The 23947-nt window shown below is 39.3% G+C and carries 21 protein-coding genes; 12 read left to right on the top strand and 9 right to left on the bottom strand.

The window, feature by feature from the left end; all coding sequences use genetic code 11:
• Nucleotides 1–81 precede the first annotated feature (81 nt).
• Nucleotides 82–849 (bottom strand): putative porin, encoded by a 768-nt coding sequence (locus ACG9ZL_RS11620; protein ID WP_336953789.1) that lies wholly within the window; start codon nt 847–849, stop codon nt 82–84.
• Between the two features lie 486 nt (nt 850–1335).
• Here ACG9ZL_RS11620 and prfB point away from each other — a divergent pair.
• From prfB to ACG9ZL_RS11590, 6 genes are all read left to right on the top strand, one after another.
• A protein-coding gene (prfB, locus tag ACG9ZL_RS11615) for a peptide chain release factor 2 (RefSeq protein WP_096735380.1) occupies nt 1336–2431 on the top strand; the annotation gives its coding sequence in 2 pieces (ribosomal slippage) (nt 1336–1407 and nt 1409–2431; 1095 coding nt in all).
• Nucleotides 2432–2571: 140 nt separating this feature from the next.
• On the top strand, nt 2572–2871 hold the full coding sequence (locus tag ACG9ZL_RS11610) for an ArsR/SmtB family transcription factor (protein WP_034614967.1): 300 nt from the start codon (nt 2572–2574) through the stop codon (nt 2869–2871).
• A gap of 38 nt (nt 2872–2909) precedes the next feature.
• Entirely contained in the window at nt 2910–3968 is a 1059-nt protein-coding gene (locus ACG9ZL_RS11605) for an alkene reductase (RefSeq protein WP_419328328.1), read from the top strand.
• A 29-nt stretch (nt 3969–3997) separates the two neighbouring features.
• Complete coding sequence (locus ACG9ZL_RS11600; protein ID WP_336953787.1) at nt 3998–4180, top strand: hypothetical protein; 183 nt, start codon at nt 3998–4000, stop codon at nt 4178–4180.
• Between the two features lie 125 nt (nt 4181–4305).
• The gene (locus tag ACG9ZL_RS11595) at nt 4306–5586 is read left to right on the top strand and encodes a 3-deoxy-D-manno-octulosonic acid transferase (RefSeq protein WP_419360075.1); all 1281 of its coding nucleotides are present in this window, start codon (nt 4306–4308) and stop codon (nt 5584–5586) included.
• Between the two features lie 58 nt (nt 5587–5644).
• A complete protein-coding gene (locus ACG9ZL_RS11590; RefSeq protein WP_419360073.1) occupies nt 5645–6358 on the top strand; it encodes a 16S rRNA (uracil(1498)-N(3))-methyltransferase in 714 nt (237 codons plus the stop codon).
• On the opposite strand, the gene ACG9ZL_RS11585 is transcribed toward ACG9ZL_RS11590, so the two are convergent.
• Together ACG9ZL_RS11585 and ACG9ZL_RS11580 are read right to left on the bottom strand one after the other, a co-directional pair.
• Nucleotides 6341–7324, bottom strand: coding sequence for a mechanosensitive ion channel family protein (locus tag ACG9ZL_RS11585; RefSeq protein WP_373868811.1), 984 nt, complete (start codon nt 7322–7324; stop codon nt 6341–6343). The genes ACG9ZL_RS11590 and ACG9ZL_RS11585 overlap by 18 nt on opposite strands.
• 472 nt (nt 7325–7796) lie before the next feature.
• Nucleotides 7797–8378 (bottom strand): DUF805 domain-containing protein, encoded by a 582-nt coding sequence (locus ACG9ZL_RS11580; RefSeq protein ID WP_336953784.1) that lies wholly within the window; start codon nt 8376–8378, stop codon nt 7797–7799.
• 293 nt (nt 8379–8671) lie between these two features.
• Between ACG9ZL_RS11580 and acs the strand changes: the two genes are divergently transcribed.
• Together acs and ACG9ZL_RS11570 are read left to right on the top strand one after the other, a co-directional pair.
• Nucleotides 8672–10615, top strand: a complete 1944-nt coding sequence (gene acs / locus ACG9ZL_RS11575; RefSeq protein WP_336953783.1) for an acetate--CoA ligase — start codon at nt 8672–8674, stop codon at nt 10613–10615.
• A 168-nt stretch (nt 10616–10783) separates the two neighbouring features.
• A complete protein-coding gene (locus ACG9ZL_RS11570; protein WP_336953782.1) occupies nt 10784–11968 on the top strand; it encodes an acyl-CoA dehydrogenase family protein in 1185 nt (394 codons plus the stop codon).
• A 211-nt stretch (nt 11969–12179) separates the two neighbouring features.
• Here the strand turns inward: ACG9ZL_RS11570 and ampC are convergent, their stop codons facing one another.
• The 3 genes from ampC to msuE form a co-directional block, all read right to left on the bottom strand.
• Nucleotides 12180–13304 carry a class C beta-lactamase gene (ampC, locus tag ACG9ZL_RS11565; RefSeq protein ID WP_419360142.1) on the bottom strand — a complete coding sequence of 375 codons (1125 nt, stop codon included), beginning with the start codon at nt 13302–13304 and terminating at the stop codon, nt 12180–12182.
• Between the two features lie 355 nt (nt 13305–13659).
• Complete coding sequence (gene sfnG, locus ACG9ZL_RS11560) at nt 13660–14778, bottom strand: dimethylsulfone monooxygenase SfnG (protein ID WP_004723462.1); 1119 nt, start codon at nt 14776–14778, stop codon at nt 13660–13662.
• A 46-nt stretch (nt 14779–14824) separates the two neighbouring features.
• Nucleotides 14825–15562, bottom strand: a complete 738-nt coding sequence (msuE, locus tag ACG9ZL_RS11555; protein ID WP_004723461.1) for an FMN reductase — start codon at nt 15560–15562, stop codon at nt 14825–14827.
• Nucleotides 15563–15940: 378 nt separating this feature from the next.
• Between msuE and ACG9ZL_RS11550 the strand changes: the two genes are divergently transcribed.
• From ACG9ZL_RS11550 to ACG9ZL_RS11535, 4 genes are all read left to right on the top strand, one after another.
• On the top strand, nt 15941–16594 hold the full coding sequence (locus ACG9ZL_RS11550) for a response regulator (protein ID WP_004823671.1): 654 nt from the start codon (nt 15941–15943) through the stop codon (nt 16592–16594).
• Between the two features lie 234 nt (nt 16595–16828).
• Entirely contained in the window at nt 16829–18049 is a 1221-nt protein-coding gene (locus ACG9ZL_RS11545) for an MFS transporter (protein ID WP_336953780.1), read from the top strand.
• A gap of 269 nt (nt 18050–18318) precedes the next feature.
• The gene (locus ACG9ZL_RS11540) at nt 18319–20724 is read left to right on the top strand and encodes a YgiQ family radical SAM protein (RefSeq protein ID WP_336953779.1); all 2406 of its coding nucleotides are present in this window, start codon (nt 18319–18321) and stop codon (nt 20722–20724) included.
• Between the two features lie 430 nt (nt 20725–21154).
• Nucleotides 21155–21679: a DUF2726 domain-containing protein gene (locus ACG9ZL_RS11535; protein WP_336953778.1), complete on the top strand. Its 525-nt coding sequence runs from the start codon at nt 21155–21157 to the stop codon at nt 21677–21679.
• A gap of 61 nt (nt 21680–21740) precedes the next feature.
• On the opposite strand, the gene ACG9ZL_RS11530 is transcribed toward ACG9ZL_RS11535, so the two are convergent.
• The 3 genes from ACG9ZL_RS11530 to creD all read right to left on the bottom strand — a co-directional run bounded on the left by ACG9ZL_RS11530 (nt 21741) and on the right by creD (nt 23863).
• Nucleotides 21741–22097: a RidA family protein gene (locus ACG9ZL_RS11530; protein WP_336953777.1), complete on the bottom strand. Its 357-nt coding sequence runs from the start codon at nt 22095–22097 to the stop codon at nt 21741–21743.
• Nucleotides 22098–22156: 59 nt separating this feature from the next.
• Nucleotides 22157–22381, bottom strand: a complete 225-nt coding sequence (locus ACG9ZL_RS11525; RefSeq protein ID WP_336953776.1) for a hypothetical protein — start codon at nt 22379–22381, stop codon at nt 22157–22159.
• Between the two features lie 69 nt (nt 22382–22450).
• The gene (gene creD / locus ACG9ZL_RS11520) at nt 22451–23863 is read right to left on the bottom strand and encodes a cell envelope integrity protein CreD (protein WP_419360070.1); all 1413 of its coding nucleotides are present in this window, start codon (nt 23861–23863) and stop codon (nt 22451–22453) included.
• Nucleotides 23864–23947 lie beyond the last annotated feature (84 nt).

The following is a 23947-nucleotide window of genomic DNA, read 5'->3' as shown; positions in this document are numbered from 1 at the left end:
TGATTTATACACCTATAAAAAAGCCAGTCAATTGACTGGCTTTTGTTGCTCCAAAAGAGCGATTGCTAAATAGATTTAAACTTAGAAACGGTATCCAGCACGAACGCCGTAAGTGTTGTAGTCATCACCAAAACCTACACGACCTTCTAAGCTAACATTTTGATTAAAGAATTTCTTCGCAGAAATACCCCATTCATCACGATCAGTTAAATCATTGTTGTAGTAGTCAGCACCTACACTTAAGGTCTTATCTAAATACAAGTCACCACGTACTTTGTACTCATCCAAGTCACCGAATGCACCAAAAGCTTCAAAGTTAGCGTCATATTGACCTACTTTAGTTACATATTTAGCACGTACAGTTGGGTCTGCGCCGTCATCACCATCTTTAACATCATAACCTGTCACACCAAGTGCAAGTAATAAACCAGGAGCTGGTAAATAACCCACTTCAGCGCCATAAGTTGTTACTTTATTGTCGATGTTGGTGTTATCAACTTCAAGTTCATCACGACCTACACGACCACTTACATAGAAGTCTGAGTTAGGTACGTAGTATTCAAGACCTGCACCGTATTGGCTGTCTTTTACACCATCATTTTTAGCATAATTTACATTGGCTTTTACATTACTTGCGCGATCTAAGAATGCAGCCTCATTAAGCGGTGAATTACGAGTTTGTACTGGTTTAAAATAATAAGTACCATCTACACCAAAGCTATGAGTTGCATCAAAATTATCTGGATCATTATATGTATATGAACCACCAACTTCGGCTTGGTAAGCATGTGCAGTGCCAGTTAAAGCGGCTACGGAAAAGATTGCAGATGCGATTGCTAATTTTTTCATGGAATTCGCCCCTATGAAGAATTGATTGATTTATACATGTTTGGTTACAATTTCGAGTCTAGGGCAAATATGAAAATCGTCAACCACGCTATAGTAACTGAAATGTAATATTGGTGAGTTTGTGTAACAAAATTTATTTAACTTATTGAAAATAAATGTATAAAACTTATGTTTTGTTTTATTAAAATTGTGTAGATAGTGTGGATATTGGTACGCTTTGAGTAAGGCTTGGACATAATTAGTAATAAAAAAGTATTCGGAAATTAAAATACTTTTAAGTAAATGATCAATTGTAGAGTTTATCAACACAAGCTTTGACTACGATATGACGATTTTTCTGATTGCAAAAAAATCAATGCATTTCACTTCTCTTGTTATAGCGTTATTGAGCTATAGATGGATCTATAAAATCCCATATCTCAACTTTTTCCACTCTGTGGTAGAATGCCTGCGAATTAAAAGACGTCAAATGTGAGATTAAAACTCGTGGAAATTAATCCTTATCTAGTTCAGCTAAAAGACTTAAATGACCGTGGTCTAACACTACGGGGGTATCTTTGACTACGATCTAAAGAAAGAGCGTTTAGAAGAGGTTCTCCGCGAGTTAGAAGATCCAGCGATCTGGAATGATCAAAGCCGTGCACAGGCGATGGCAAAAGAAAAAGGCGAGCTTGAAAACGTGATCAACGTTTTAGAAGGCTTGGCGACACAGCTTGATGATGCACAAGCGATGCTTGATCTTGCTGTTGAAGCAGATGATGAAAGCTTATTGGCAGATGTTCAGTCGGAATTGACTGCAGCGGAAGAAGAGTTAGCAAAACTTGAATTCCGTCGTATGTTTAGTAATCCAATGGACCCAAATCCATGTTATGTGGAAATTCAAGCGGGTTCCGGCGGTACAGAAGCACAAGATTGGGCTTCAATGCTGTTACGTATGTATATGCGTTGGATCGAACGTCATGGCTTTAAAGCAGAATTAATGGAAGAATCAGATGGTGATGTTGCAGGGATTAAATCTGCAACAATCCGTGTTGAAGGCGAGTATGCTTATGGTTGGTTACGTACCGAATCTGGCGTACATCGTTTAGTACGTAAGTCACCATTTGACTCAGGTAATCGCCGTCATACCTCATTCTCGGCAGTATTTGTATCGCCTGAAGTGGACGATAATATTGAGATTGATATTAATCCTGCTGACGTACGAACAGATACATATCGTGCATCTGGTGCAGGCGGTCAGCATATTAACAAAACTGACTCAGCAGTACGTTTGACTCACGCACCAACTGGGATTGTGGTGGCATGCCAGAATCAGCGTTCACAACATGCAAACCGTGATCATGCTTGGAAACAGTTACGTGCAAAATTGTACGAACTGGAAATGAGTAAACGTAATGAAGCTGCTCAAGCACTTGAAGATTCAAAGTCGGATATCGGCTGGGGCAGTCAGATTCGTTCATATGTACTGGATGACTCTCGTATTAAAGATTTGCGTACTGGTGTTGAGAACTCGAACACGGGTGCAGTATTGGATGGCGATCTAGATAAATTTATTGAAGCCAGCTTAAAACAAGGTCTTTAATTTAAATTTTTAACAAAAGCAAAGCTTTATTCATATTTTTGTAATATATCTAAAAAAATCGATATTAAAATCGAAAAAATACGATATATTAGATGCAAAGATGCTGAATGGAGCTTTGCTCTGAATTGAATGTGTCTAAGATGGATATTGATTTAATTTCTAAAGCATTAGCGAATCCGACTCGCCGACAAATTTTGGAATGGCTCAAGAAGCCACAACAATATTTGTCGGAAGAGCAGTGCGGTGGCTTTGGTCGTGGTGTCTGTGCAGGGAATATCGAGAAGCTCGGTAATGTCTCTCAATCTACGATGTCAAATCATTTGTCTGTTTTGCAACAGTCAGGATTAATTCAGGCCGAAAAGTATGGGCAATGGTCATATTTCTCGCGTAATGAAGCTCTCATTCAGCAATATATTGATTATCTACAAAACTCGCTTTAACGCCTGATCTCAATCAGAAAGCGAGTGATGAGGCAAATATGGCTGAACTTAACTCTCCCCTTGTACTTGGCGATCTACATTTAAAAAATCGTGTCGTGATGGCGCCTTTAACCCGTAGCCGTGCTACCGCTGATCGGGTACCCACAGCAATCATGGCTGAACACTATGCACAGCGTGCCAGTGCGGGTTTAATCATTTCTGAAGCAACAGTGATTTCTGAACAAGCCAATGGCTATTTAAATACACCAGGGCTATTTACCGATGCACAGGTTGAAGGTTGGAAGTCTGTAACCCAAGCAGTTCATGATCAAGGTGGCTTGATTGTGGCGCAGTTATGGCATGTGGGACGTGTCTCACATCCAGATCTACTCGATGGTGAAACGCCTGTATCTGCAAGTGCAATACAACAAGCAGGACAAGTCAGCTTACTACGTCCAAAACGTGAATATGTCGTGCCACGCCCTTTGGAAATCTCCGAAATTCAAACCATCACTGAACAGTTTAAACAGGCTGCAATTAAAGCCAAAGCGGCTGGTTTTGATGGCGTTGAATTACATGCAGCCAATGGCTACCTGATTGATCAATTCTTACAAAGCTCAACCAATCATCGTGAAGATGAATATGGTGGTTCTGTTGAAAACCGTGCACGTCTTTTACTTGAAGTGATGGATGCTTTAATTGAAGTATGGGGCGCAGGCCGTGTGGGCATACATTTAGCGCCTCGTGGTGATGAGCATGATATGGGTGATGCTGATCCACGTGAAACCTTTGGTTATGTCTTGGAACAATTGGGTAAGCGTAAAGTTGCGTTCTTCTTTACACGTGAATATTTAGCCGATGACAGTATCAGTGAATATATGAAACAACGTTCAAACGGTGTGCCATATATTGCCAATATGCGTTTAAGCCGTGAGGATGCCATCAAACTCTTGGCATCAGGTCAAGCAGATGCTGTGTCTTTCGGCAAGGCTTATATTGCCAATCCTGATTTGTATGAGCGTTTGATTCAAGATGCACCTTTAAATGAATTGGTGTTCGAAAATATGATTGGTTCACAAACTGCAGAAGGCTATATTGATTATCCTGCTTTAGTATAATATTGAGACTATATGCTCTGTTAGTATGCATGGAATACATTCCACATCGTATATTCAAAGGCTTAGTCTTTGAATATTTGACCACTACAGCGCTGATCCAGTGGATGGCGATATGGATATCGCCATTGGTTAAGGCGTACAACATAGTTCTTAACCAAAAACCGTTTTTCATCCCTGCAAAGCCAAGTTTTGCCAGCGTTATTGCTGGTTGATAGATCAGATTTGCTCTAGCATAAGGTCTAGTACCATGCTGACAACAAATCGTTAAATATTATTCATTAACAACTGAATATGGCTCTGTTATATTTGCCGATTCATCTATATTGAGACATTCTGCTTGGCTACTCCTTTTTGGTATAACACAGCACTTAAAATCGTTAAGCCTTTATATCAATGGCGTATCAAAAAGCGTGCGAAAGATAGCGCAGAATACCAACAAGAATGTGTTGAGAGATTTGGCCCCTTTCAAGATGTAAAGAATCAGCATGCCATTTGGTTTCATTGTGTTTCAGTCGGAGAAACCAATGCTGCTCAGCCTTTAATAGAACATTATTTAAAAGCAGGTCATAGTGTTTTAGTCACCAATACGACAAAAACAGGTCAAGCACGTGCCAAATCGTTATTCTTAAAAGCACCTTATCAAGCATTATTTCAAGCGGTATATTTGCCTGCCGATCAGCGCTATTTAGTTGCTGATTTTTATCAGAAATACCAACCCAAATTGCTGATTTTGGTTGAAACTGAACTATGGCCAAATCTTATTGACCAAGCTCAACAGTTTAAAGTGCCTTGTATTTTAGTGAATGCACGGCTTTCAGAAAAATCTGCCAAAGGCTATGCCAAAGTTCCAAGCCTAACCCGTCCAATGCTACAGAAATTAGATCAGTTATTGGCGCAAGATACTGCTACGCAACAACGATTTATAGATTTAGGTATGCCACAGGATAAAACACAAGTACTTGGAAGTATTAAATTTGATATTTCTGCACCTGAACAATTTATTCATAAAGCACAACAATTGCAGCAGCACTGGAATTTAGCAAATCGAAAAATCATCACCATCGCCAGTACACATGCACCTGAAGAAGAAAAATTATTTCTCGCATTTAAAACCTATTTAGAACAATATCCAGATTGGTTGTTGATTGTTGTTCCTCGCCATCCTGAACGTTTTGATGAGGTTTTTGCTGCTGCACAAAGTTTAAATTTAACCACACAGCGTCGTAGCTTAGAGCAAGCGATCGAGTCGAATACCCAAGTTTATTTGGCAGACAGTATGGGCGAAATGTGGCTGTGGTATGCATTGAGCCAAGCTTGTTTTGTTGGTGGATCGTTAAATGAACCCGGTGGTGGGCATAATATTTTAGAGGCTATGGTTTTAGATGTACCCACCGTAATTGGACCACATTATTTTAATTTTCAAGCGATTGTGGATGAGTTCTTACAGGCAGATGCCTTAAAAGTAGGGAAAACAGTCGATGAGGTGGTTCAGTTATTGGTGCGTTGTTTGGAAGATCAAGCTTTTGCCCAGCAGTTAAGCCAACATGCGATTGATGTTTTAAAGCGTAATAAGGGTTCTTTATACAAACATATTGCAGTGATTGATCAATATTTATAATTTATACATTGCTGATGAATAAACACCATTAGCTAAAAGTAAAACGAACCAGAATTTTATGAATATCGTCCTTCTTGATCCTCATCAAACACAAGCTGAAACTTGGACAATCAGTTCAAAAAGGCAAGTTGAACATTTGCACACACATCTTGCTGCGAAAGTCGGAGATATGCTTAAAGTTGGCGTTCGGGGTGCCAGTCGTTATTTAACTGAAATTGTTGATATTTCAGAACATACGATTTTTCTTCGACCGATTCAAGAAGAGCCTGTTCCAGCAAAATTGCCCGTAACTTTAATAGTGGCATTACCACGGCCCAAAGTTTTACGCCGTTTAATCATGGATGCGGTGACACTGGGGGTAGAAAAATTAATTTTAATTCATAGTTATCGGGTTGACAAAAGTTATTGGCAAAGTCCTTTTTTACAGCAAATTGATCATTACATCATCTTGGGATTAGAACAGGCAGGAGACACAATTGCTCCCGAAATTGAGCTATACAAACGCTTTAAACCCTTTGTTGAAGATGTCTTACCTAGCTTCATTACGCCACAGAATCCTGCTTATATTGCGCATCCGTATACCGAACAAAAAATGCCATTTGCTATCGATCATTCATGTACTGTGATCATTGGGCCTGAAGGTGGTTTTATACCTTACGAGGTAGATTTACTGATAAAAAACGGCTGCCAAGCAGTGAACTTAGGCAACCGTATTTTGCGTACTGAAACCGCGATCCCTTATGTATTGGGGCGTTTATTTAGCACGAGCTGATTCAATGTCATCCGCTGATGGATCACCGCGGTAAACTTTGACTTCCTGAACAGGATAGGGAATCGAAATATTATTATCCGCAAAGGCTTCAAGTACCCGTTCTTGAATTTCACTGATTGATGCTGCAGTAACCACTTGGGTGGTATCTACCCACCAACGAACGGTTAAATTGACAGAGAAATCCGCCAAAGCAGAAACATTCACAGTAAAGCCCGGCTGGCTTAAAATACGTTGGTCTTTATCAAGCAATTTAAGAATAATATCTTTGGCTTTCTGTACATCATCTTCATAACCAATCCCAACCACAAACTCACAACGACGGCGTTGGTAAGCGGTATTTACCGTCACGGCGCTGGTATACACAGTTGCGTTTGGAATCACGATACGTCGTCCATCAGGGGAACGTAAAAAAGTTGCACGAATTTGAATATCTTCAACAGTACCTTCCATATTGTTGACAATGATGTCATCACCAATCTTGAACGGTTCACCCAAAAGAATCAAAATTCCAGAAAGTAGATTTTGGAAAATATCTTTAAATGCAAAACCAATCGCGACCGAACCAATCCCCAAAGCACTCATCAGTTGAGCAGGAGTAAAGCCTGGAATTGCAATGACCATGGCAATTAAGAAACCAAAAAAGATAATTGCGGTACTGCCGACACGATTCAGTACCAGAACTAAATTTTGGCGCGTATAGGTACGGTTTTCGAGTGTTCTACGGACAAAGAATTTAAAAAGCTTAGACAGCAACCAGAAAATAGTGATGACGATCAGCGCAATACATAAATATGGCATACGCTCCCAAAAACCATCAACAAACTTATCGATGGTTGAGTATGCGTCTTTATATTTTTCAGTATGTTGAATCACTGTTTGTGCAGTTTTTTCGCCTGCAGAATGGATCAATTGAGTCGTGTCTTGCGCAACGGTACTCAATGCATTTGCTTCTTCAGCCACAATCATGTCCAATAAAATAATTGGCATATTTTGCCTGAAATTTCAAAGAAGTTAAGCTTTGATTACAGTTTTTCTTATGACGGACTATTAAAAATAATATTTGTGAATCAATATTCAACCCATGTTAGTGGATCATCAAGGAATGGGGTCTGTAGGCATTTCATAAATGGCTTGCGTTGTAGGTTAAAATTGAGCAGGCAAGGCATGAAACGAAGAGAATAGCGAGACTATTTTCGAGTTTCATAACGTAGGCTGAGATAATTTTAGCCACAACCCTGAGCAAGAACAAAGCACTGCTTTGTTTGCAGCGCAAGGCGCAGCGGGGGACTAGCGTGTTTTTTGCCGCTACGTCGTTACCTTGCGAAACGACGTTTCTCATCATTTAGAATGACTAAATTTCGTATTTCGCGCCTAGTATCGCCTAAAAAACACACGTAGTCGCAAACATAGACGAATTGTCAACAGACCCCAATTATCCTTAAAAATATTTAGTTCCTTTTTCAATGATTGTTGTTGGATTTTCAATTTCTCCAGTCCCCATCATAAATGACACTACGCTTAGAGAGGTCAATAAGCTGATGATAAAGCCTATTATCATGAGCCAAGCCATTAATTTTTCAATAAAAGTCGATGGGCGTGGGTGGCCAAAACGGTTGGCACGATTACAACCACGCGCAAAGAGTAAATACAGTAGAGTCAAGAATTGCACAATTGGAATCAGCAATAACAGAATAAACCAACCAGATTTATTACGATCATGCAGCCTGCGAATAATTACAACTATCATTGCATAAAAATAAAGACAGCTGAGTAAGAGGTAAGTGAACTGTCCTAATCCTGAAATCGAATTTATTGCATGTTGACTGAATTGCAGTGAATTTAAATTCACAATGCCAAAGACTAGACCGAGGGCAAGCAATGCAACAGTAAAAATGAGATGCAAGAATCCAAACCAAGCAATATAACTTAAGCGGTTAAAACGACCTTGAGTTGAAAGAGGATAATCTACCGGTGATACTTGATGCTTTGAAAAAAAAGTCGACGATTCTTGTATTTGCATGACAATCGTGTCCAGTTGAATGAGTTCGGTAAGGAAATGTTTTTTTCTGAAAAAAACCATATGCACTTCTGAATACAAATTATAAGATCAAAAAAACTCCATAGATATTGAAAATTCGAATATTTTGGCAAATGACTTAAGATTTTCCGATGGTTAAAGTGACCCCCGTGTCTACGACCAAAGCACAATTGTTAACCGAAATGCGCTATCGTAATACTGAAGACATGCAGCAAATAAAATCAAGAAAGTAGGCATACATCTCGTGATGAGGTGATACATCAAGGAAGCAGAATATGAATGAAATCTATCCAGTTCCAGAACAATTTGTAAAAACAGCAAGGACCAATGAACAAGAATACTTTGATCGTTATCAACAGTCAGTAGACCATCCAGATGAGTTTTGGGCAGAAGCTGCAAAGAAGTTAGACTGGATTAAGCCTTTCACCCAAGTAAAAAATACCAGCTACGACAAAGATAATTTTAAAATTGAATGGTTTGCAGATGGGCAACTGAATGTCAGTGCCAACTGTTTAGATCGTCATTTAAAAGAACACCCACTGAAACCAGCAATTATTTGGGAGGGGGATCATCCATCTCGTCATAAAATCATTTCTTTTGAAGAGCTACATGATGAAGTGTGTCGTTTTGCCAATGTCTTAAAGAAAAATGGAATCGGGAAAGGTGATCGAGTCATTTTGTATATGCCGATGATCCCTGAAGCGGCGATCGCCATGTTGGCCTGTACTCGAATAGGGGCAGTGCATTGTGTGGTATTTGGTGGGTTCTCTCCAGACTCATTGGCAAGTCGAATAGATGACAGTCAAGCTAAATTGGTGATTACAGCCGACCAAGGTATGCGTGGTGGTAAAACGATTCCTTTAAAAGAGAATGTAGATGCAGCATTGGCGTTGGATGGAACCACTTCCGTTGAAAAAATGATTGTGGTGCATCGAACAGGTCATCCAATAACAATGCAGGAGGGGCGTGACCTGTGGTATCACATGGAAATTATGACGGTCACAGATATCTGTCCGCCAGAACCGATGGATGCCGAAGATCCTTTATTTATTTTATATACGTCTGGATCAACAGGAAAGCCTAAAGGGGTGTTACATACTACGGGTGGTTATTTAACTTATGTAAATTCAACTTTCCGTGAAGTTTTTGATATTAAACAAGATGATGTGTTCTGGTGTACCGCAGATGTGGGTTGGATTACGGGGCATTCTTATGTGCTTTATGGACCATTATCCAATGGTACAACCACCGTCATGTCCGAAGGTATCCCACAATATCCAACATGGGCACGTACAGGTCATATTGTAGATAAGCATAACATTACCATTCTCTATACTGCACCAACAGCGATCCGCGCCATGATGCGTGAGGGTGATGCTTTTGTGCGTGAAAGTGACCGTAGCAGTTTGCGTCTATTGGGTACCGTGGGTGAGCCGATTAATCCAGAAGCATGGAATTGGTACTATACCGTTGTGGGTGAAAGCCGTTGTCCAATTGTGGATACATGGTGGCAAACTGAAACAGGTGGTATTTTAATTTCCCCACTACCTGGTGCAACTCCACTTAAACCAGGTTCGGCAACTCGTCCGTTATTTGGTGTACAACCTGCATTGGTTGATGCTGAGGGTCAAGAACTCGAAGGTGAAGCAGAAGGCAATTTGATTATTAAGAATTCTTGGCCGGGGCAAATGCGGACCATTTGGGGTGATCCTGAGCGATTTATTGAAGCGTATTTCTCAACTTATCCGGGAAGTTATTTTACTGGTGACGGTGCGCGTCGTGATAAAGATGGTTATTACTGGATTACGGGTCGTGTAGATGATGTTCTGAATGTTTCAGGTCACCGGTTGGGCACTGCTGAAATTGAAAGTGCATTGGTTGCGCATGCAAAAGTTGCTGAATCAGCAGTTGTTGGTATGCCACATGAGATTAAAGGGCAAGGGATAGCGGCCTATGTGACCTTGCAGGCGGGTGAAGCTGAAACTGAAGAATTACGTAAAGAATTGGTCAGTTGGGTACGTAAAGTGCTGGGACCTGTGGCAACACCTGATGCAATTTATTGGGCACCTGCTTTGCCAAAAACCCGTTCTGGAAAAATCATGCGACGCATTTTAAGAAAAATTGCTGCCAATGAGCTAGATAGTTTAGGCGATACTTCTACTTTGGCTGATCCAGGTGTGGTAGATCAGTTAATTACGGAGGTTAAGGCCAATTCTTAATGTTTGAAGTCTCTTGATTTTGCTAGCCAAAAGTTGAATACCGTTATAGAAATTCTAGCGGTATTTTTTGTTATTGATTTTCAAACCACAGAATAAGTAATGCAGGCATTGAGATAAGGAAATCTTACTTGATTTGATAAGCTCAAGGCACTGGGAATAAGAGTAAATATGATGAATGCACCTCAACAGGCGTTAAACCTTTCTGCTTTAACAACGGCAAAGCAATTGGCAGAACAATTTGCGCAGACTGCTGCTGAGCGTGATAAAGCAGGTGGTAATCCGAAGCTGGAACGGGATTTGATTCGTCAAAGTGGTTTATTGGGACTGTCTATTCCACAACAATATGGCGGGCAAGGAGCAAACTGGAAAACAATTTTCCAGACCATTCAAAGTATTGCACAAGTCGATAGTTCCTTAGCACATGTATATGGCTTTCATCATTTACTAATCGCCACTGTGCAGTTATTTGCTCAGCCTGAACAATATTCGTCATGGTTTGAACACACCGCCCGCAATAACTTGTTTTGGGGTAATACTTTAAACCCTTTAGATCAGCGCACGAAGGTACAACAACTCACTGAGAACGACTTTATTTTTCATGGTGATAAAAGCTTTTGCTCAGGATCAATAGATTCAGACATACTGCTTTGTTCGGGCTTTAATGATGCTGGAAAATTACTGATAGCTGTGATCCCAACATGTCGAGAAGGGGTAAGTTTTTTAGGTGATTGGAATAATATGGGGCAGCGTCAAACAGATAGCGGTACCAGTCATTTTGAACAGGTCAAAATTCACAAAGATGAGTTACTGTTAAATCCAGGACCATTAAGTACACCTTACTCCAGTTTACGACCTTTGATTGCACAATTGATTTTTGTGCATCTGTTTTTAGGCGTTGCTGAAGGTGCCTTTGACCTTGCGCGACAAACAATAAAAAGTCAGAAAGCATGGTCAACGTCTTTGGCTGAAAATGCGGTGAATGATCCGTTTAACCAGAAGCATTTTGCTGAGTTTTATGTACAGCTTGAAAGTGTACGTTTACTTGCCGATAAAGCCATTGCAGCATTGCAAACGGCTTGGAATATTGGTGAGCAATTAACAGCAGAACAACGTGGTGAAGTCTCAATTGCCATTGCGACTGCAAAAATTGCTGCAACCAATAGCTCACTGTTTATAACGCAGAATATTTTTCAAGTGATGGGTGCCAGAGCGACAACAGCCAAATTGAATTTAGATCGTTTTTGGCGAAATGTCCGTACTCAGACTTTGCATGATCCGATTGATTATAAGTATCAGGAAGTAGGGGAATGGGTATTGACTGGAAAAGTGCCCGATCCAAGTTTTTACGCTTGAACCTAAGCCGACCGATGCCATTTTATAGAAGTTCATTCTTAGCGCTTTAGCGTTGGTATTGCCTTATCTTAGATTGAAAAATCTGTGTTGGATAAGGGGTAGGTTATACCCCTACCAACAGCGACAATTATGTTGCCATGCAATAGATACAGTATGAATGATTTAACAATGTACAAAGCAAAAGCCTAGCCAGATCTGACATGTTTCAGCATCAAGGATTGGATTTTTGCTTTAAGCTATTGAGCACTTCATACGCTGCCTTAATTCGCTCAGCATTGGGGATTTTTTTGTTCATCAACATCACCAAGCCAAAGTTCTCTTGTGGAATATAAATCACATATGTCCCAAAACCATTGGTGGAGCCAGTTTTATGAAAGACTCTTGAACCAGTCTTCACGAGGGTTTTTTCAACAGGGTTGGATTGAATCACAACCCGATCAGAGTTGCTTTCTAATAGTGTGTTTAATGTTGCTGGGTAGCTGAACGATTCCCAGCCAAGGGCTTGGGTCATACCACCCATTTTAAAGTAACCAGTATGTGTCGCTAGAATTGCGGGTTTAATCGCTGCTTTGGCTTGATCTGGATTTAAGTTTAAATTTAAAAAATGTAGCATGTCCGGTAGGCTAGATTTTACACCATAGGCCTGCGCATCAAAAGCGCCAGCAGTGACCCGAAGCGGGTGATTATTTTGATCATAACCAAAGGCATAGTTGCCTTGTTGTGCTTTAGGAACTTGGACATAAGTATGTTGGAGTTCTAGTTTGGGGAAGATCACTTGTTCTAATAAAGCGCTAAAAGGCATGTTCATGGCTTTAGCGGTCGCTTCACCGAATAAGCCTATGCTTGGATTAGAATATTGTCGAAATTGACCAATCGGGTTTTTGACTTTCCAATCTTGAAAATATTTAAGTGTTTGCGCATCTGTTTTTATTTGATCAGGAAATTGCAATGGAAGATTACCACTGGTATAGGTGGCCAATTCTAAGAGTGTGACTTGATTAATGTCTGAGTTTTTTAATGTGGGTATATATTTACCGGGATGGTCTTGAAGAGAAATTTTGCCTAAATTTTGTGCATAAGTACCTGCTGTTACAGTAAAAATCTTACTGACTGAACCTAGTTCAAAAAGAGTATTTTTATTTACGGCTTTTGCATTCGCAAGTGATTGTACGCCGTAGTATTTTTCATAACTTTTTCCGTTATACAAAATACCTATTGCCATACCGGGCACTGCATAAGTTTTCATTAATGGCTGAAATGCAGTATTCATCGCAGTTTCAACCTTTATAGACGTTGCAGGTATCTCGTTGGCGTTTACATAGGTCGTCAAGCTCATGCTGCCGATGAGGACGCAAAATATCGTTTTTGTTTTATTTAAAACTACCATACCCACTTTTTCCATCTATGCTACAAAAAGGGCGTATTTTAAGGTTGAAAGAAATTTTTTCCAAGATTGCGGTTGTTGAGTATATGTATAGAACAAATACACTCGATGATTCAATAAAACAAAAAGCAAAAGTTTGCTAATTTATATAAGGATAATTGTACTGATTTATACGATTCTATTTTTTATAAATACTTTTTATTTATTCTAAAAAAAAATCCCTCAAGCCGAGTCAAGAGGGAAAGCTGCAAAGCTGTTTTAGTTATTTATTGTTGTTTTCACAGCACCATCGATGAAGAGATAAACCTTAAGCTGATTTTGCAGTAATTTGATCTTTTTGTGCTTCTTCAATTTGACGAACCAAAGGCAAGACCTTTTCACCGAAATATTCAACTTCCTCAATGAAATGTAAAAAGCCAGATAACACTAAATCTACACCTACATTTTTGAGTGCAACAATACGTTCTGCAATCTGTTGCGGTGTGCCAATCAGATTAGTTTTAAAGCCATCGTTATATTGCACCAAGTCTTCAAATGTTGATTTTGCCCAGTTACCTTCACCTTCTTTAGATGCCGCGCCCGCTTCACGGGTTGCATCGCCAAAGGCATTGACCGCTTCAACATTGGCTTGGTCAATAATCTCTTGTAGCACTGCTTTAGCTTCTTCTTCAGTGTCACGAGCAATGATAAACGCATTGACCCCAATTTTGACTGAGTGATTATTTAGCTTGGCTTTTTCACGAATATCATCGATTTGTTTTTTGAGTTCCTCAGGTGTATTGCCATTGGTAAAGTACCAATCCGAAACACGCGAAGCCATGTCACGTGCAGCACGTGAACTTCCACCTTGGAATACTTCAATATGGGGTTTCTGCAAAGGTTTTGGTTTTAAAGTGTAGTCTTTAAACTGATAATATTTACCATCAAAACTATAGTTATCTGTTGTCCAAATACCTTTTAACGTACGAATAAATTCTTCTGAACGAACATAGCGTTCATCATGTTCAGGCCATGGCTCACCAATGGCATCAAACTCGCCACGGAACCAGCCACTTACTACATTAATCGCAATACGTCCATTGGTCAGATAATCAATGGTCGCCAACTGTTTTGCGGCTAAAACCGGTTTCCAAGGTCCTGGAAGAATTGCTGCAATTACTTTTAATTTTTCAGTTTTGGCTAAAAGTGCATGACTAAAACTCACAGATTCATGTTGATTTTCAGCGCCATACCCTGCGGTAAAACGAATTTGGGTGAGGGCATATTCAAAACCACTTTTTTCGGCAGCTTGTGCCAAACGTACATTGTAGTCATAGCTCCAGTCTGTACGTTGTTCAATATTACTGACCACTAAGCCGCCACTGACATTGGGAACCCAATAGGCAAATCGAATTGCTTGACCATTATTCGATGAAAACTGTGACATATCATAACCCTCAATTTTTTATGATTTATTCATAACAAGGTTACGTTTAAGCAACCTGTGATTGTGGTGTTTTGGATTTTGCATGTAGACGAGACTCTGCAGCATCCAAGTCTGGTATCGCCGCGGAAGGAAGCACATCATCTTGCTCAATCTGTTTGTTGATGCCTAAATTTTGATTGGCTTGTTCTGTTTTGGCTTTCACCACTTCTGCTCGCTGACCTTTTGCAGGCGCCCATTCTAAAATTGGCAATGCACGTGCGACAGCTAAAGTAATACGGTCTTGGATGTGTTCACTTTTAATGGTGTACTCAGGTGTAAAGTCACGATCTGTTGCATAGACACCAATAGGCAGAGTTTGCGCTTGAAAGAAGCTAAATAATGGACGTAACTGATGCTCTAGAACTAAAGCATGACGGTCACTACCACCCGATGCAGCAAGCAATACAGGAACATCGACTAACGCTGTTTGTTCAACAAAATCAAAGAAATGTTTAAATAAACCAGTGAATGATGCACGATAAACAGGAGTTCCCACGATGAGCGCATCTGCTGCTTCTACGGCAGCTAAGTCATCTTGAACACGTTGTGGCAGTTGGTTGCGATAAATTGCGCCCCCTAATAAATGGCCTATTTCACTGAATTTAATAAAATGAACATGAATCGGTGTTGCCTGACCAAGCTCATCTAAAATCGCTTGCACTAAACTTTCGGTTTTTGAAGGGTTATTTAATCCCCCTGAAACAGCAACAATATTTAATGGTTTTTGTTGAGTATAAATAGACATGTTGGCAACCTAATAAATTGAATCTCGGAATGCCATTCATTAATCTATATTTGACGAAGCGCTGTAAAATAATGAAAAACAGATTGGTTATCTGTTTTTAAGATAAACCAGAAAGCCTTTGAGTAATGCACGATTTCCTCTTTTAAGTATTTGAAGTTAAATAATATTCTTAAAATGAATAAGTAATTCATTTTTAACTGTTTATTTTATATTTAAAAGTGATATTCAAATCTTAATTTCGATAAATGACTTAAAGATTTTAGGGAATTTTAATTAAAGCCGACAAATTATTCAAAAATTCGTTAATATTTACGTATCCTAAATAGCAATAGTGCGGTTAGAATGAAATAACTGCGCTAGAGATCTCTCGCTTCGCTTATGAATATTTTAATCGTTGATGATCATCCACTGTTTCGCCATGCGTTAATTCAGGCGGTTCGTTATAGTTTGCCACAGGCTCAAATTAGTGAAACTGCGGCTGTTAATGAATTTTATGAGCGTTTGGAAAATGGTCCAGAACCAGATCTCGTCTTGTTGGATTTAAATCTGCCAGGCGCATCGGGTTTCTCTGCATTGGTACATGTTCGTGCACAGTATCCTGCACTTCCTATTATTGTGGTTTCTGCTCACGAAGATGCATCCATTATTCAACGTGCAATTGCACATGGCGCAATGGGCTATATTCCTAAATCTGCACATCCAAGCCATATTGGGGAAGCAATTCGCCAAGTGCTGGATGGTGATATTTGGTTACCGCCAAACTTACCCGCAGCGAATATGAATTTTGACCCACGTGCCGCAGATGAAACAGCTTTAGCTGAACGTATTCAATCGTTAACACCACAACAGTTCCGTGTATTGATGATGGTTGCAGAAGGTTTATTGAATAAGCAAATTGCTTATGAACTTGATGTTTCGGAAGCGACCATTAAAGCGCATGTGACGGCAATTTTCCGTAAATTAGGTGTACAGAACCGTACTCAAGCGGTACTCGCAATCAATGCACTAAATATTGAAGAACGAAAAGTTTAAGATTTTAATGGTTAAATTTAACCTCAATATATTGAAAAATTAACAGAAGAGTGTATTAAAAAATATGCTCTTTTTTATTTTCTGATTTCTGCATTTTCTAGTGTAATTTTACTCTAAATCAAAAATTTAAAATCTATACCTGACTTGAATCATCAAAGCATTGTCTGTAATAAAACTTTAGCTTTTATCAAGAGTTAAAAATAGGCGTATACTGAACGGACATGAGGAATAATTATGTCTGAAGCACCTGAATCTACAGCTTATATTGAGTATGGCACTCGGCCTTTTATCGCAATTTTACTTTCATTGTTTTTAGCTGGCTTTGCTGTATTTTCATCATTGTACTGTGTTCAGCCGATGATGCCATTTTTGGCAAGTTTTTTTCATGTTACGCCAACCCATAGTAGTTTTCCGCTTTCATTTTCCACCATTGCCTTAGCCTTAGGGCTTCTTTTTGCAGGGTTGATTTCAGATCGTTATGGTCGTAAGCAGATCATGGCTATTTCTTTATTTTCCACAGCAAGCTTGTTATTGCTGAGTTCGTTTTTACCTTATTGGGAAATATTTCTTGCAACACGCATGATGATTGGCTTGGCTGTTAGTGGTGTCGCTTCTGTTGCAATGACCTATATTGGTGAAGAAATTGCGCAAAAAGATGTTGGCTTTGCCATGGGACTGTATATTTCAGGGACAGCAATAGGGGGAATGGGCGGGCGTTTGATTGCAGGAGTATTGCTGGATTATATCTCTTGGCAAACTGCGACGATGATTATTGGTCTACTCAATTTATTGATCGCGATTACATTTTATATTGCCTTACCGACCTCTAAACATTTTAAATCTTATCCCATTCAATTCACACGTTTTATCGAATCCTTTAAGAAAAATCTTTCTGACCCAAAACTCAGATTATTGTTTGTAGAAGGTTTTATTCTAATGGGATGCTTTGTGACCGTGTTTAATTACATGAGTTATCATCTGTTAGAAAAACCTTTTGAACTGTCGCAAACGTGGATTGGTTTAATTTCGATAGCCTATTTATCAGGCATTTATAGTTCACCTCGCGCTGCCAGTTGGAGTCGTCAATTTGGACGAGGTAAAGTGCTGATTGTGATGTTCTCAAGCATGATTCTGGGGTTATGGATTATGCTGATTCCATCACTTTGGGTGATTTTGATTGGCCTATTGATTTTCACTTTCTCATTTTTTGCCGCCCATTCCACATCAAGCAGTTGGGTATCAGTACAATCCTTACAGTATCGCGCAGTTGGCTCTTCACTTTATCTATTTTGTTATTATCTTGGTTCAAGTTTCTTGGGTAGCAGTAGTGGTTTAGTCTGGGAAAAATATGGATGGTTTGGCCTAACGGTTACGATTACTTGTGTACTTTGTATCGGGCTATTGGTGGCTTTAAAACTAAATCAAACACAGAATGATGATCAGGCAAAAGTATGAGAGACTGCGGCTAAATAGTGTTTATTTAAATAACCTTTTCTTTTCAATTTCTCCGTGCTTGTAAACAATACATCATGACGGGTAAATTTTTCTTTAACTTATGACGAATACCTTGAACATCTTAAAAAGCTATCAATAACAGACCAAATAGAAGACCAAGAGACAATGTTTACTTTTTAATCAAACAACATGAGTAAAATTCATGGTAAAATGATCAACTTTCATTTTAGATCTCTCCCGATCGCCAACTGCCAATCGAGAAACTCACCATGTCGACCGCTTATACTGCTCAGACAGCGCCTACTGCGTTGTTTGATTATGACAAATATTGGGCATCGTGCTTTGAACCAGCACCATTTTTGCCAATGTCACGCGAGGAGATGGATCAACTCGGTTGGGATAGTTGTGACTTTATCCTAGTATGTGGTGATGCCTATATCGATCATCCATCATTCTGTTCAGGAATTATTGGTCGAACGCTTGAAGCACAGGGTTTCCGTGTCGGGATTATTGCACAACCCGATTGGACTTCTGCGGAAGCGTTTAAGGTGCTAGGCAAACCGAATATTGCATGGGGTGTGACCGCTGGTAACATGGATTCTATGATCAACCGCTATACGGCTGACCGTAAAATCCGTTCTGATGATGCTTATTCACCGGATAATTTACCCAATAAACGCCCTGACCGTGCTGCAACTGTATATTGTCAGCGTTGCCGTGAAGCATTTCCTGATGTACCTGTATTATTAGGTGGTATCGAAGCATCATTACGCCGTATTGCGCATTATGATTACTGGTCAGACAAAGTTCGTCGTTCAGTACTGATGGATTCAAAAGCGGATTTATTGATGTATGGCAATGGTGAGCGTTCTGTTGTTGAAGTCATGCATCGTCTTGCCAAAGGCGAAAAAATTCATGAAATCACCGATGTTCGTGGTACTGCATTCATCGTCAACAAAATTAATCGTGTGTCTAAAGCTAAGTTTGTTGAAATTGCATCGAATGATGTCGATGCGATTGGTCGTGTTGATCCAATCATCAATCCTTATGTGATGACTGAAGATTTAGATGGTTGCGAAATAGAACAGGGTAAAGGAAATTCTTTAACCCAATACCAAAATTTCCAAAAAGAATTGGTAGCGAATCCAGTCGTTCGTGAAGGCGATCAACTGGATGAGAATACCCAGATTGTACGTTTACTGCCGGCTTCTAAAGCGATTAAACATAAATTACCACCTCGTGAATTGGCAGTGATTCGTTTGCCTGCCTTTGAAGAAGTAGCAACTGATCCAGTACTTTATGCACATACTAACCGCATTTTGCATCTTGAAACCAATCCTGGGAACGCTCGTGCATTGGTACAAAAGCATGGTGAACGTGATGTATGGTTAAATGCACCACCGATTCCATTGACTACTGAAGAAATGGATTATGTGTTTGACTTGCCTTATGCGCGTCTACCACATCCAGCTTATGGTGAAGCGCGTTTCCCTGCATTTGATATGATCAAATTCTCTGTAAACATCATGCGTGGTTGTTTTGGTGGTTGTACATTCTGTTCGATTACCGAACATGAAGGTCGTATTATTCAAAACCGTTCAGAAGAATCAATTTTACGTGAAGTTGAAAAAATTCGTGATACAGCCCCAGGTTTTACAGGCATCATTTCAGATTTAGGTGGTCCAACTGCAAACATGTACCGTTTGCAGTGTAAAGATCCTGAGATTGAAAAGAACTGCCGTAAACCTTCTTGTGTGTACCCAGGTGTATGTCAAAATTTACATACTGACCATGCGCCACTTACTCAACTTTATCGCAAAGCACGTTCATTAAAAGGCATCAAAAAGATTTTGATTGGTTCAGGCTTACGTTATGACCTTGCGGTATTGAACCCTGAGTATGTCAAAGAACTGGTTCAACATCATGTTGGCGGTTATTTAAAAATTGCACCAGAACATACCGAGAAAGGTCCATTGTCGAAGATGATGAAACCAGGAATCGGGACCTATGATCGCTTTAAACAGATGTTTGATCGTTTTAGTAAGGAAGCGGGTAAAGAACAGTATTTAATCCCGTACTTTATCGCTGCGCATCCGGGAACAACGGATTATGACATGATGAATCTTGCGATTTGGCTTAAGAAAAATGGTTTCCGTGCCGATCAGGTGCAAACCTTTTATCCGTCACCAATGGCAACTGCGACCACGATGTATCACACCGGGAAAAATCCGTTGGCCAAAGTGGCTCGTTATACCGAAAGTGTGGATATTGTAAAAGGTGAAAAGCGTCGCCGTTTACACAAAGCCTTCTTACGTTACCATGATCCAAACAACTGGCCGTTACTACGTGATGCATTACGTGAAATGGGCCGGGTAGATTTGATTGGTAATTCTAAACATCATCTGATTCCAACTTATCAACCGCAAGGAACAGAAGGGCAATATCAATCTGCGCGTAAGAAAAACTCGACTGTTGATGGTGATTCGCAAAAGCGTACTGGGGATAGTCGTAATTCGCAGGCGAAAACGCAATCGCGTCCTTCCAATACCAAAAAGCGTCCTGAACGTGGTCAAATATTGACGCAACATACTGGTTTGCCGCCGCGTGAAACGGGTGATAAAAAACCATTTGGTGGAAATGGCAAAGCAAAGTCTACATCAAAAAGTAGAGCTTAGGTGCTGTTTGAAATAGTAATAAGAGAGGATGCCTAAACATCCTTTCTTAAATCAGCAATTGAATAATAAAAATACGCTACTGTGGATAACTCTCTGTAAACTGTTGAAAACTTTAGTGTACTAAAAACACACAATTTTCAAATGTGATTGTCCTACAATAGTACTCAAAGTTCATTAAATTCAGTTGTATTCGTAAAAAATACACGGTATAAATGTGGTTAAATCAATTCATTTGGTTGAAATACTCAATGAATAATACAAATAATAGTTCAAGAAATAAGTCAAAAATGTGATTTATTTGATTATTTTGAAAAAGTAAATATTTAAATCCGTCTTGTATATTACAAAATTGAACTGATTAAAAATAGTATCTTTGATACACATGAACTGGTCTTAGACCAAATTATAATAAAGAATTAGGAAATGAAAAATGGATATGATAATCGTTGCGAGTTTGATATTACTTGCTGTCGTGATTGGTGCTAGTTATAAAGGATTGAAAAATAAGCAACAAGCAGATAGTGCTTTACGAAGAAGAGCAGTATTTAACTCACATGAACAAATTACGTTTACGCGGTTAAAAGAAATTTTACCTGAAGCCAATATCTTGGCTCATGTTTCTTTTGATGCCTTATTAACGACAAAATATTTACATACACGCCGTAAGTATCAGCAAATGTTTGCAAATTTTGTTGTGCTGGACAAAGATTATAAAGTTTTAGCGGTGATGGCTTTAGATGATATCAATGCGATTAAGCGCTCGAATCAAAATACTTATGAAGATGCTTTGTTAAGATCCGCAGGTTATCGCGTGATTCGTTATATGGGAATTCCAGAGTACCAAGATTTGCGAGAAGATTTTTTAACAGAATTTTCTGAAATGAGCCATTCGCAAATGCTGGAAGAACATGTACTGGGGAAGTTTGATCTGTACTCAAATCGCGCATATAGCTAAGCAAAAAATGCATGTTTAAACATGCATTTTTTAGTTTATTCAAAAAATTTGAGTATTGAGCTTATTCTGGTTTTACCGCAACCACCGTCATTTCAACTAAAACATCAGGTCGATAAAGTTTTGCTTCAACACAGGTTCTCGGCAGAGCCTGCATATCTGAACACCATGCATCCCAGATTTCATTCATTCCTACATAATCATTTTCAATATCTTTTAAAAAAATCATCACAGACATAATGTGTTTTTTATCTGTGCCCGCATCTGCAAGAAAACGATCAATGATATCTAAGGTCTGTTGAGTTTGCCCTTTGATATCCAAACTTAAATCCGTAGCCAATTGACCTGCCAAGTGAACTAAATTTCCCGAAATTGCGATTTCAGAAAAGCGTTTTTCTACATGCAAACGTTGTACAGTCATGATCATTCTCAAAGTTTGTTTATGCTTTAAATTTTACGTCATGATTTGCAATCTGCAAATCAACTTTGTTGCTGGTTGGTGAATGTATCTATACGAATGAGAATTTTATACTTAAAAATAATCAAACAGTTATATTCTGGGCAAATAATGAGATTGCCTAAATTTAAAAATTGAATCTGCGCGCCACGTAACTGATTTAAACAAAACGCAATTGAACAGTGCAGAGGAAAAAGTTGTTGCAATCGCTTAAAGTGCTGTTGCTCCTGAAGGATGGAAATATTCATTGTAATACCTATTATTTAGAATATATTTTTAAGCCAGTGAATAGCTTTGAGCTATTCACTGTGTCGTTATCAATTTTGCGGAGGCGTATAGGATTTGAGTTTTTGCTCAGGTTTATTGCTGATTTGATACCAGTCGATATGCCGTGTAATAAACATCACTACAGCAAGTAAAACAAATGAAATGATAGAGCCGATCAGAAAGGTTTTGCCTGAAGATTGCAACAGCATGTACATCACGGCATAAAGTGAACTTAGGATGAGGCTGAATAGGCCAGCGGCTTTAAAACCTTTCATCACATAGTATAAGTACCAGCTCATGAGCCCGACACAGGCAATTCCAGCAACGCAATAAGCCCATGCAAAGGCATAGTATTCACTGATCGAAAGGAGTAGGACAAAGAACACCACTTGAGCCATCGCCACCAAAGAATATTGAATGGGGTGAATCCGTAAGCTTTTGAGTACTTCGAAGAGAAAGAAACAAGCAAAGGTGATGATAATAATCACAATACCGTATTTAATCGCACGATCCGTTTGTGTATATACATTGACTGACTCTAAGAATTCTGTTGATAAACCAATACTTTGACTAGGTTCACCCATATAACCTGGTTCTTGTGAAAAATAACCATTACTAAACTGGCGAATACAATCATTGTTGTCGCAATCAATCAATTTGCTGATGTTTTGATGACCTAGAGCAATATTTTTCCATTGTGCGGTGAATTGTTGTTGTGTGCTGGTTTTTGCAAAGGGTAAGTTTTGTCCTGAATATTTGGTATCAGCCCAATTGCCTTTGGCCTGATAAGTGACACTACGACTGGTTGGAATTAGCGTGAATTTCCCCAGACCAGTAATATTGGCTGTCAAATCAAAAGTAAAACCATTTTGTATGGCATTGATTAATTCAGGATATGTTTTTGCAGAAACATACATAAAGTCAAAACCAGAACTGTTGCTCCCTTGCGCACTCATTTCAAAGACATAGGTTTTATTGAGCATGTTTAAGCTCGGTTGTGTATCTAAGCCGCGAGGATCATGTACAGGGAAGATAATTTCAGCTCGTTCCCATTGGTAATCTTTCTTTTCAAGTGTTGGTTTTTGGAATACACCTTTGGCCATGAGATTGGCTGTGTAGCTAATTGCTCGATAGATGGTGCGTTTATAAGTGTTGTCAGAAACATTAAAGTTGGATGACCATTGCGTGCTGTCAGCACTGATATACATCCACTGTTCCTCAGTACACAAATAGGCCACTTTCTTTTCATCGAGGCAGTTTTTTTGCTCATTGTAGGGCACGCGGATATACGGTGAAATCACGGTTTGAGGACTAATATTATTTTGTGCAATTTCTTTCAGAAATGCCCGTTGGTAATCTTGTCGTTCTGAGACCAGACTGGTAATAAAGAGTAAGCCTATCCAAAATAAGGCAACTAAAATTGCGATTGCAATAATTTTTAATGTCAGAAAGTTAGAGCGCATCACTGTTTTCCTTCGCCGTTGTTTTTTGTCAGTGTTGAGTGTGCGAAACAGCAATGTGCTTTGTTTGAGGCGTATAGGTTTTTT

The sequence above is a fragment of the Acinetobacter legionensis genome, assembly GCF_048551735.1.
In the GTDB taxonomy this organism is placed as follows: Bacteria; Pseudomonadota; Gammaproteobacteria; order Pseudomonadales; family Moraxellaceae; genus Acinetobacter.
Note: the sequence above shows the minus strand (reverse complement) of the source record. Positions and strands in the feature narration are given on the sequence as shown.

Coding starts and splice junctions, on each gene's coding strand:
- ACG9ZL_RS11620 (WP_336953789.1), bottom strand. CDS start 849: ATGAAAAAATTAGCAATCGCATCTGCAATCTTTTCCGTAGCCGCTTTA.
- ACG9ZL_RS11610 (WP_034614967.1), top strand. CDS start 2,572: ATGGATATTGATTTAATTTCTAAAGCATTAGCGAATCCGACTCGCCGA.
- ACG9ZL_RS11605 (WP_419328328.1), top strand. CDS start 2,910: ATGGCTGAACTTAACTCTCCCCTTGTACTTGGCGATCTACATTTAAAA.
- ACG9ZL_RS11600 (WP_336953787.1), top strand. CDS start 3,998: ATGGAATACATTCCACATCGTATATTCAAAGGCTTAGTCTTTGAATAT.
- ACG9ZL_RS11590 (WP_419360073.1), top strand. CDS start 5,645: ATGAATATCGTCCTTCTTGATCCTCATCAAACACAAGCTGAAACTTGG.
- ACG9ZL_RS11585 (WP_373868811.1), bottom strand. CDS start 7,324: ATGATTGTGGCTGAAGAAGCAAATGCATTGAGTACCGTTGCGCAAGAC.
- ACG9ZL_RS11580 (WP_336953784.1), bottom strand. CDS start 8,378: ATGCAAATACAAGAATCGTCGACTTTTTTTTCAAAGCATCAAGTATCA.
- acs (WP_336953783.1), top strand. CDS start 8,672: ATGAATGAAATCTATCCAGTTCCAGAACAATTTGTAAAAACAGCAAGG.
- ACG9ZL_RS11570 (WP_336953782.1), top strand. CDS start 10,784: ATGATGAATGCACCTCAACAGGCGTTAAACCTTTCTGCTTTAACAACG.
- ampC (WP_419360142.1), bottom strand. CDS start 13,304: ATGAGCTTGACGACCTATGTAAACGCCAACGAGATACCTGCAACGTCT.
- sfnG (WP_004723462.1), bottom strand. CDS start 14,778: ATGTCACAGTTTTCATCGAATAATGGTCAAGCAATTCGATTTGCCTAT.
- msuE (WP_004723461.1), bottom strand. CDS start 15,562: ATGTCTATTTATACTCAACAAAAACCATTAAATATTGTTGCTGTTTCA.
- ACG9ZL_RS11550 (WP_004823671.1), top strand. CDS start 15,941: ATGAATATTTTAATCGTTGATGATCATCCACTGTTTCGCCATGCGTTA.
- ACG9ZL_RS11545 (WP_336953780.1), top strand. CDS start 16,829: ATGTCTGAAGCACCTGAATCTACAGCTTATATTGAGTATGGCACTCGG.
- ACG9ZL_RS11540 (WP_336953779.1), top strand. CDS start 18,319: ATGTCGACCGCTTATACTGCTCAGACAGCGCCTACTGCGTTGTTTGAT.
- ACG9ZL_RS11535 (WP_336953778.1), top strand. CDS start 21,155: ATGGATATGATAATCGTTGCGAGTTTGATATTACTTGCTGTCGTGATT.
- ACG9ZL_RS11530 (WP_336953777.1), bottom strand. CDS start 22,097: ATGACTGTACAACGTTTGCATGTAGAAAAACGCTTTTCTGAAATCGCA.
- ACG9ZL_RS11525 (WP_336953776.1), bottom strand. CDS start 22,381: ATGAATATTTCCATCCTTCAGGAGCAACAGCACTTTAAGCGATTGCAA.
- creD (WP_419360070.1), bottom strand. CDS start 23,863: ATGCGCTCTAACTTTCTGACATTAAAAATTATTGCAATCGCAATTTTA.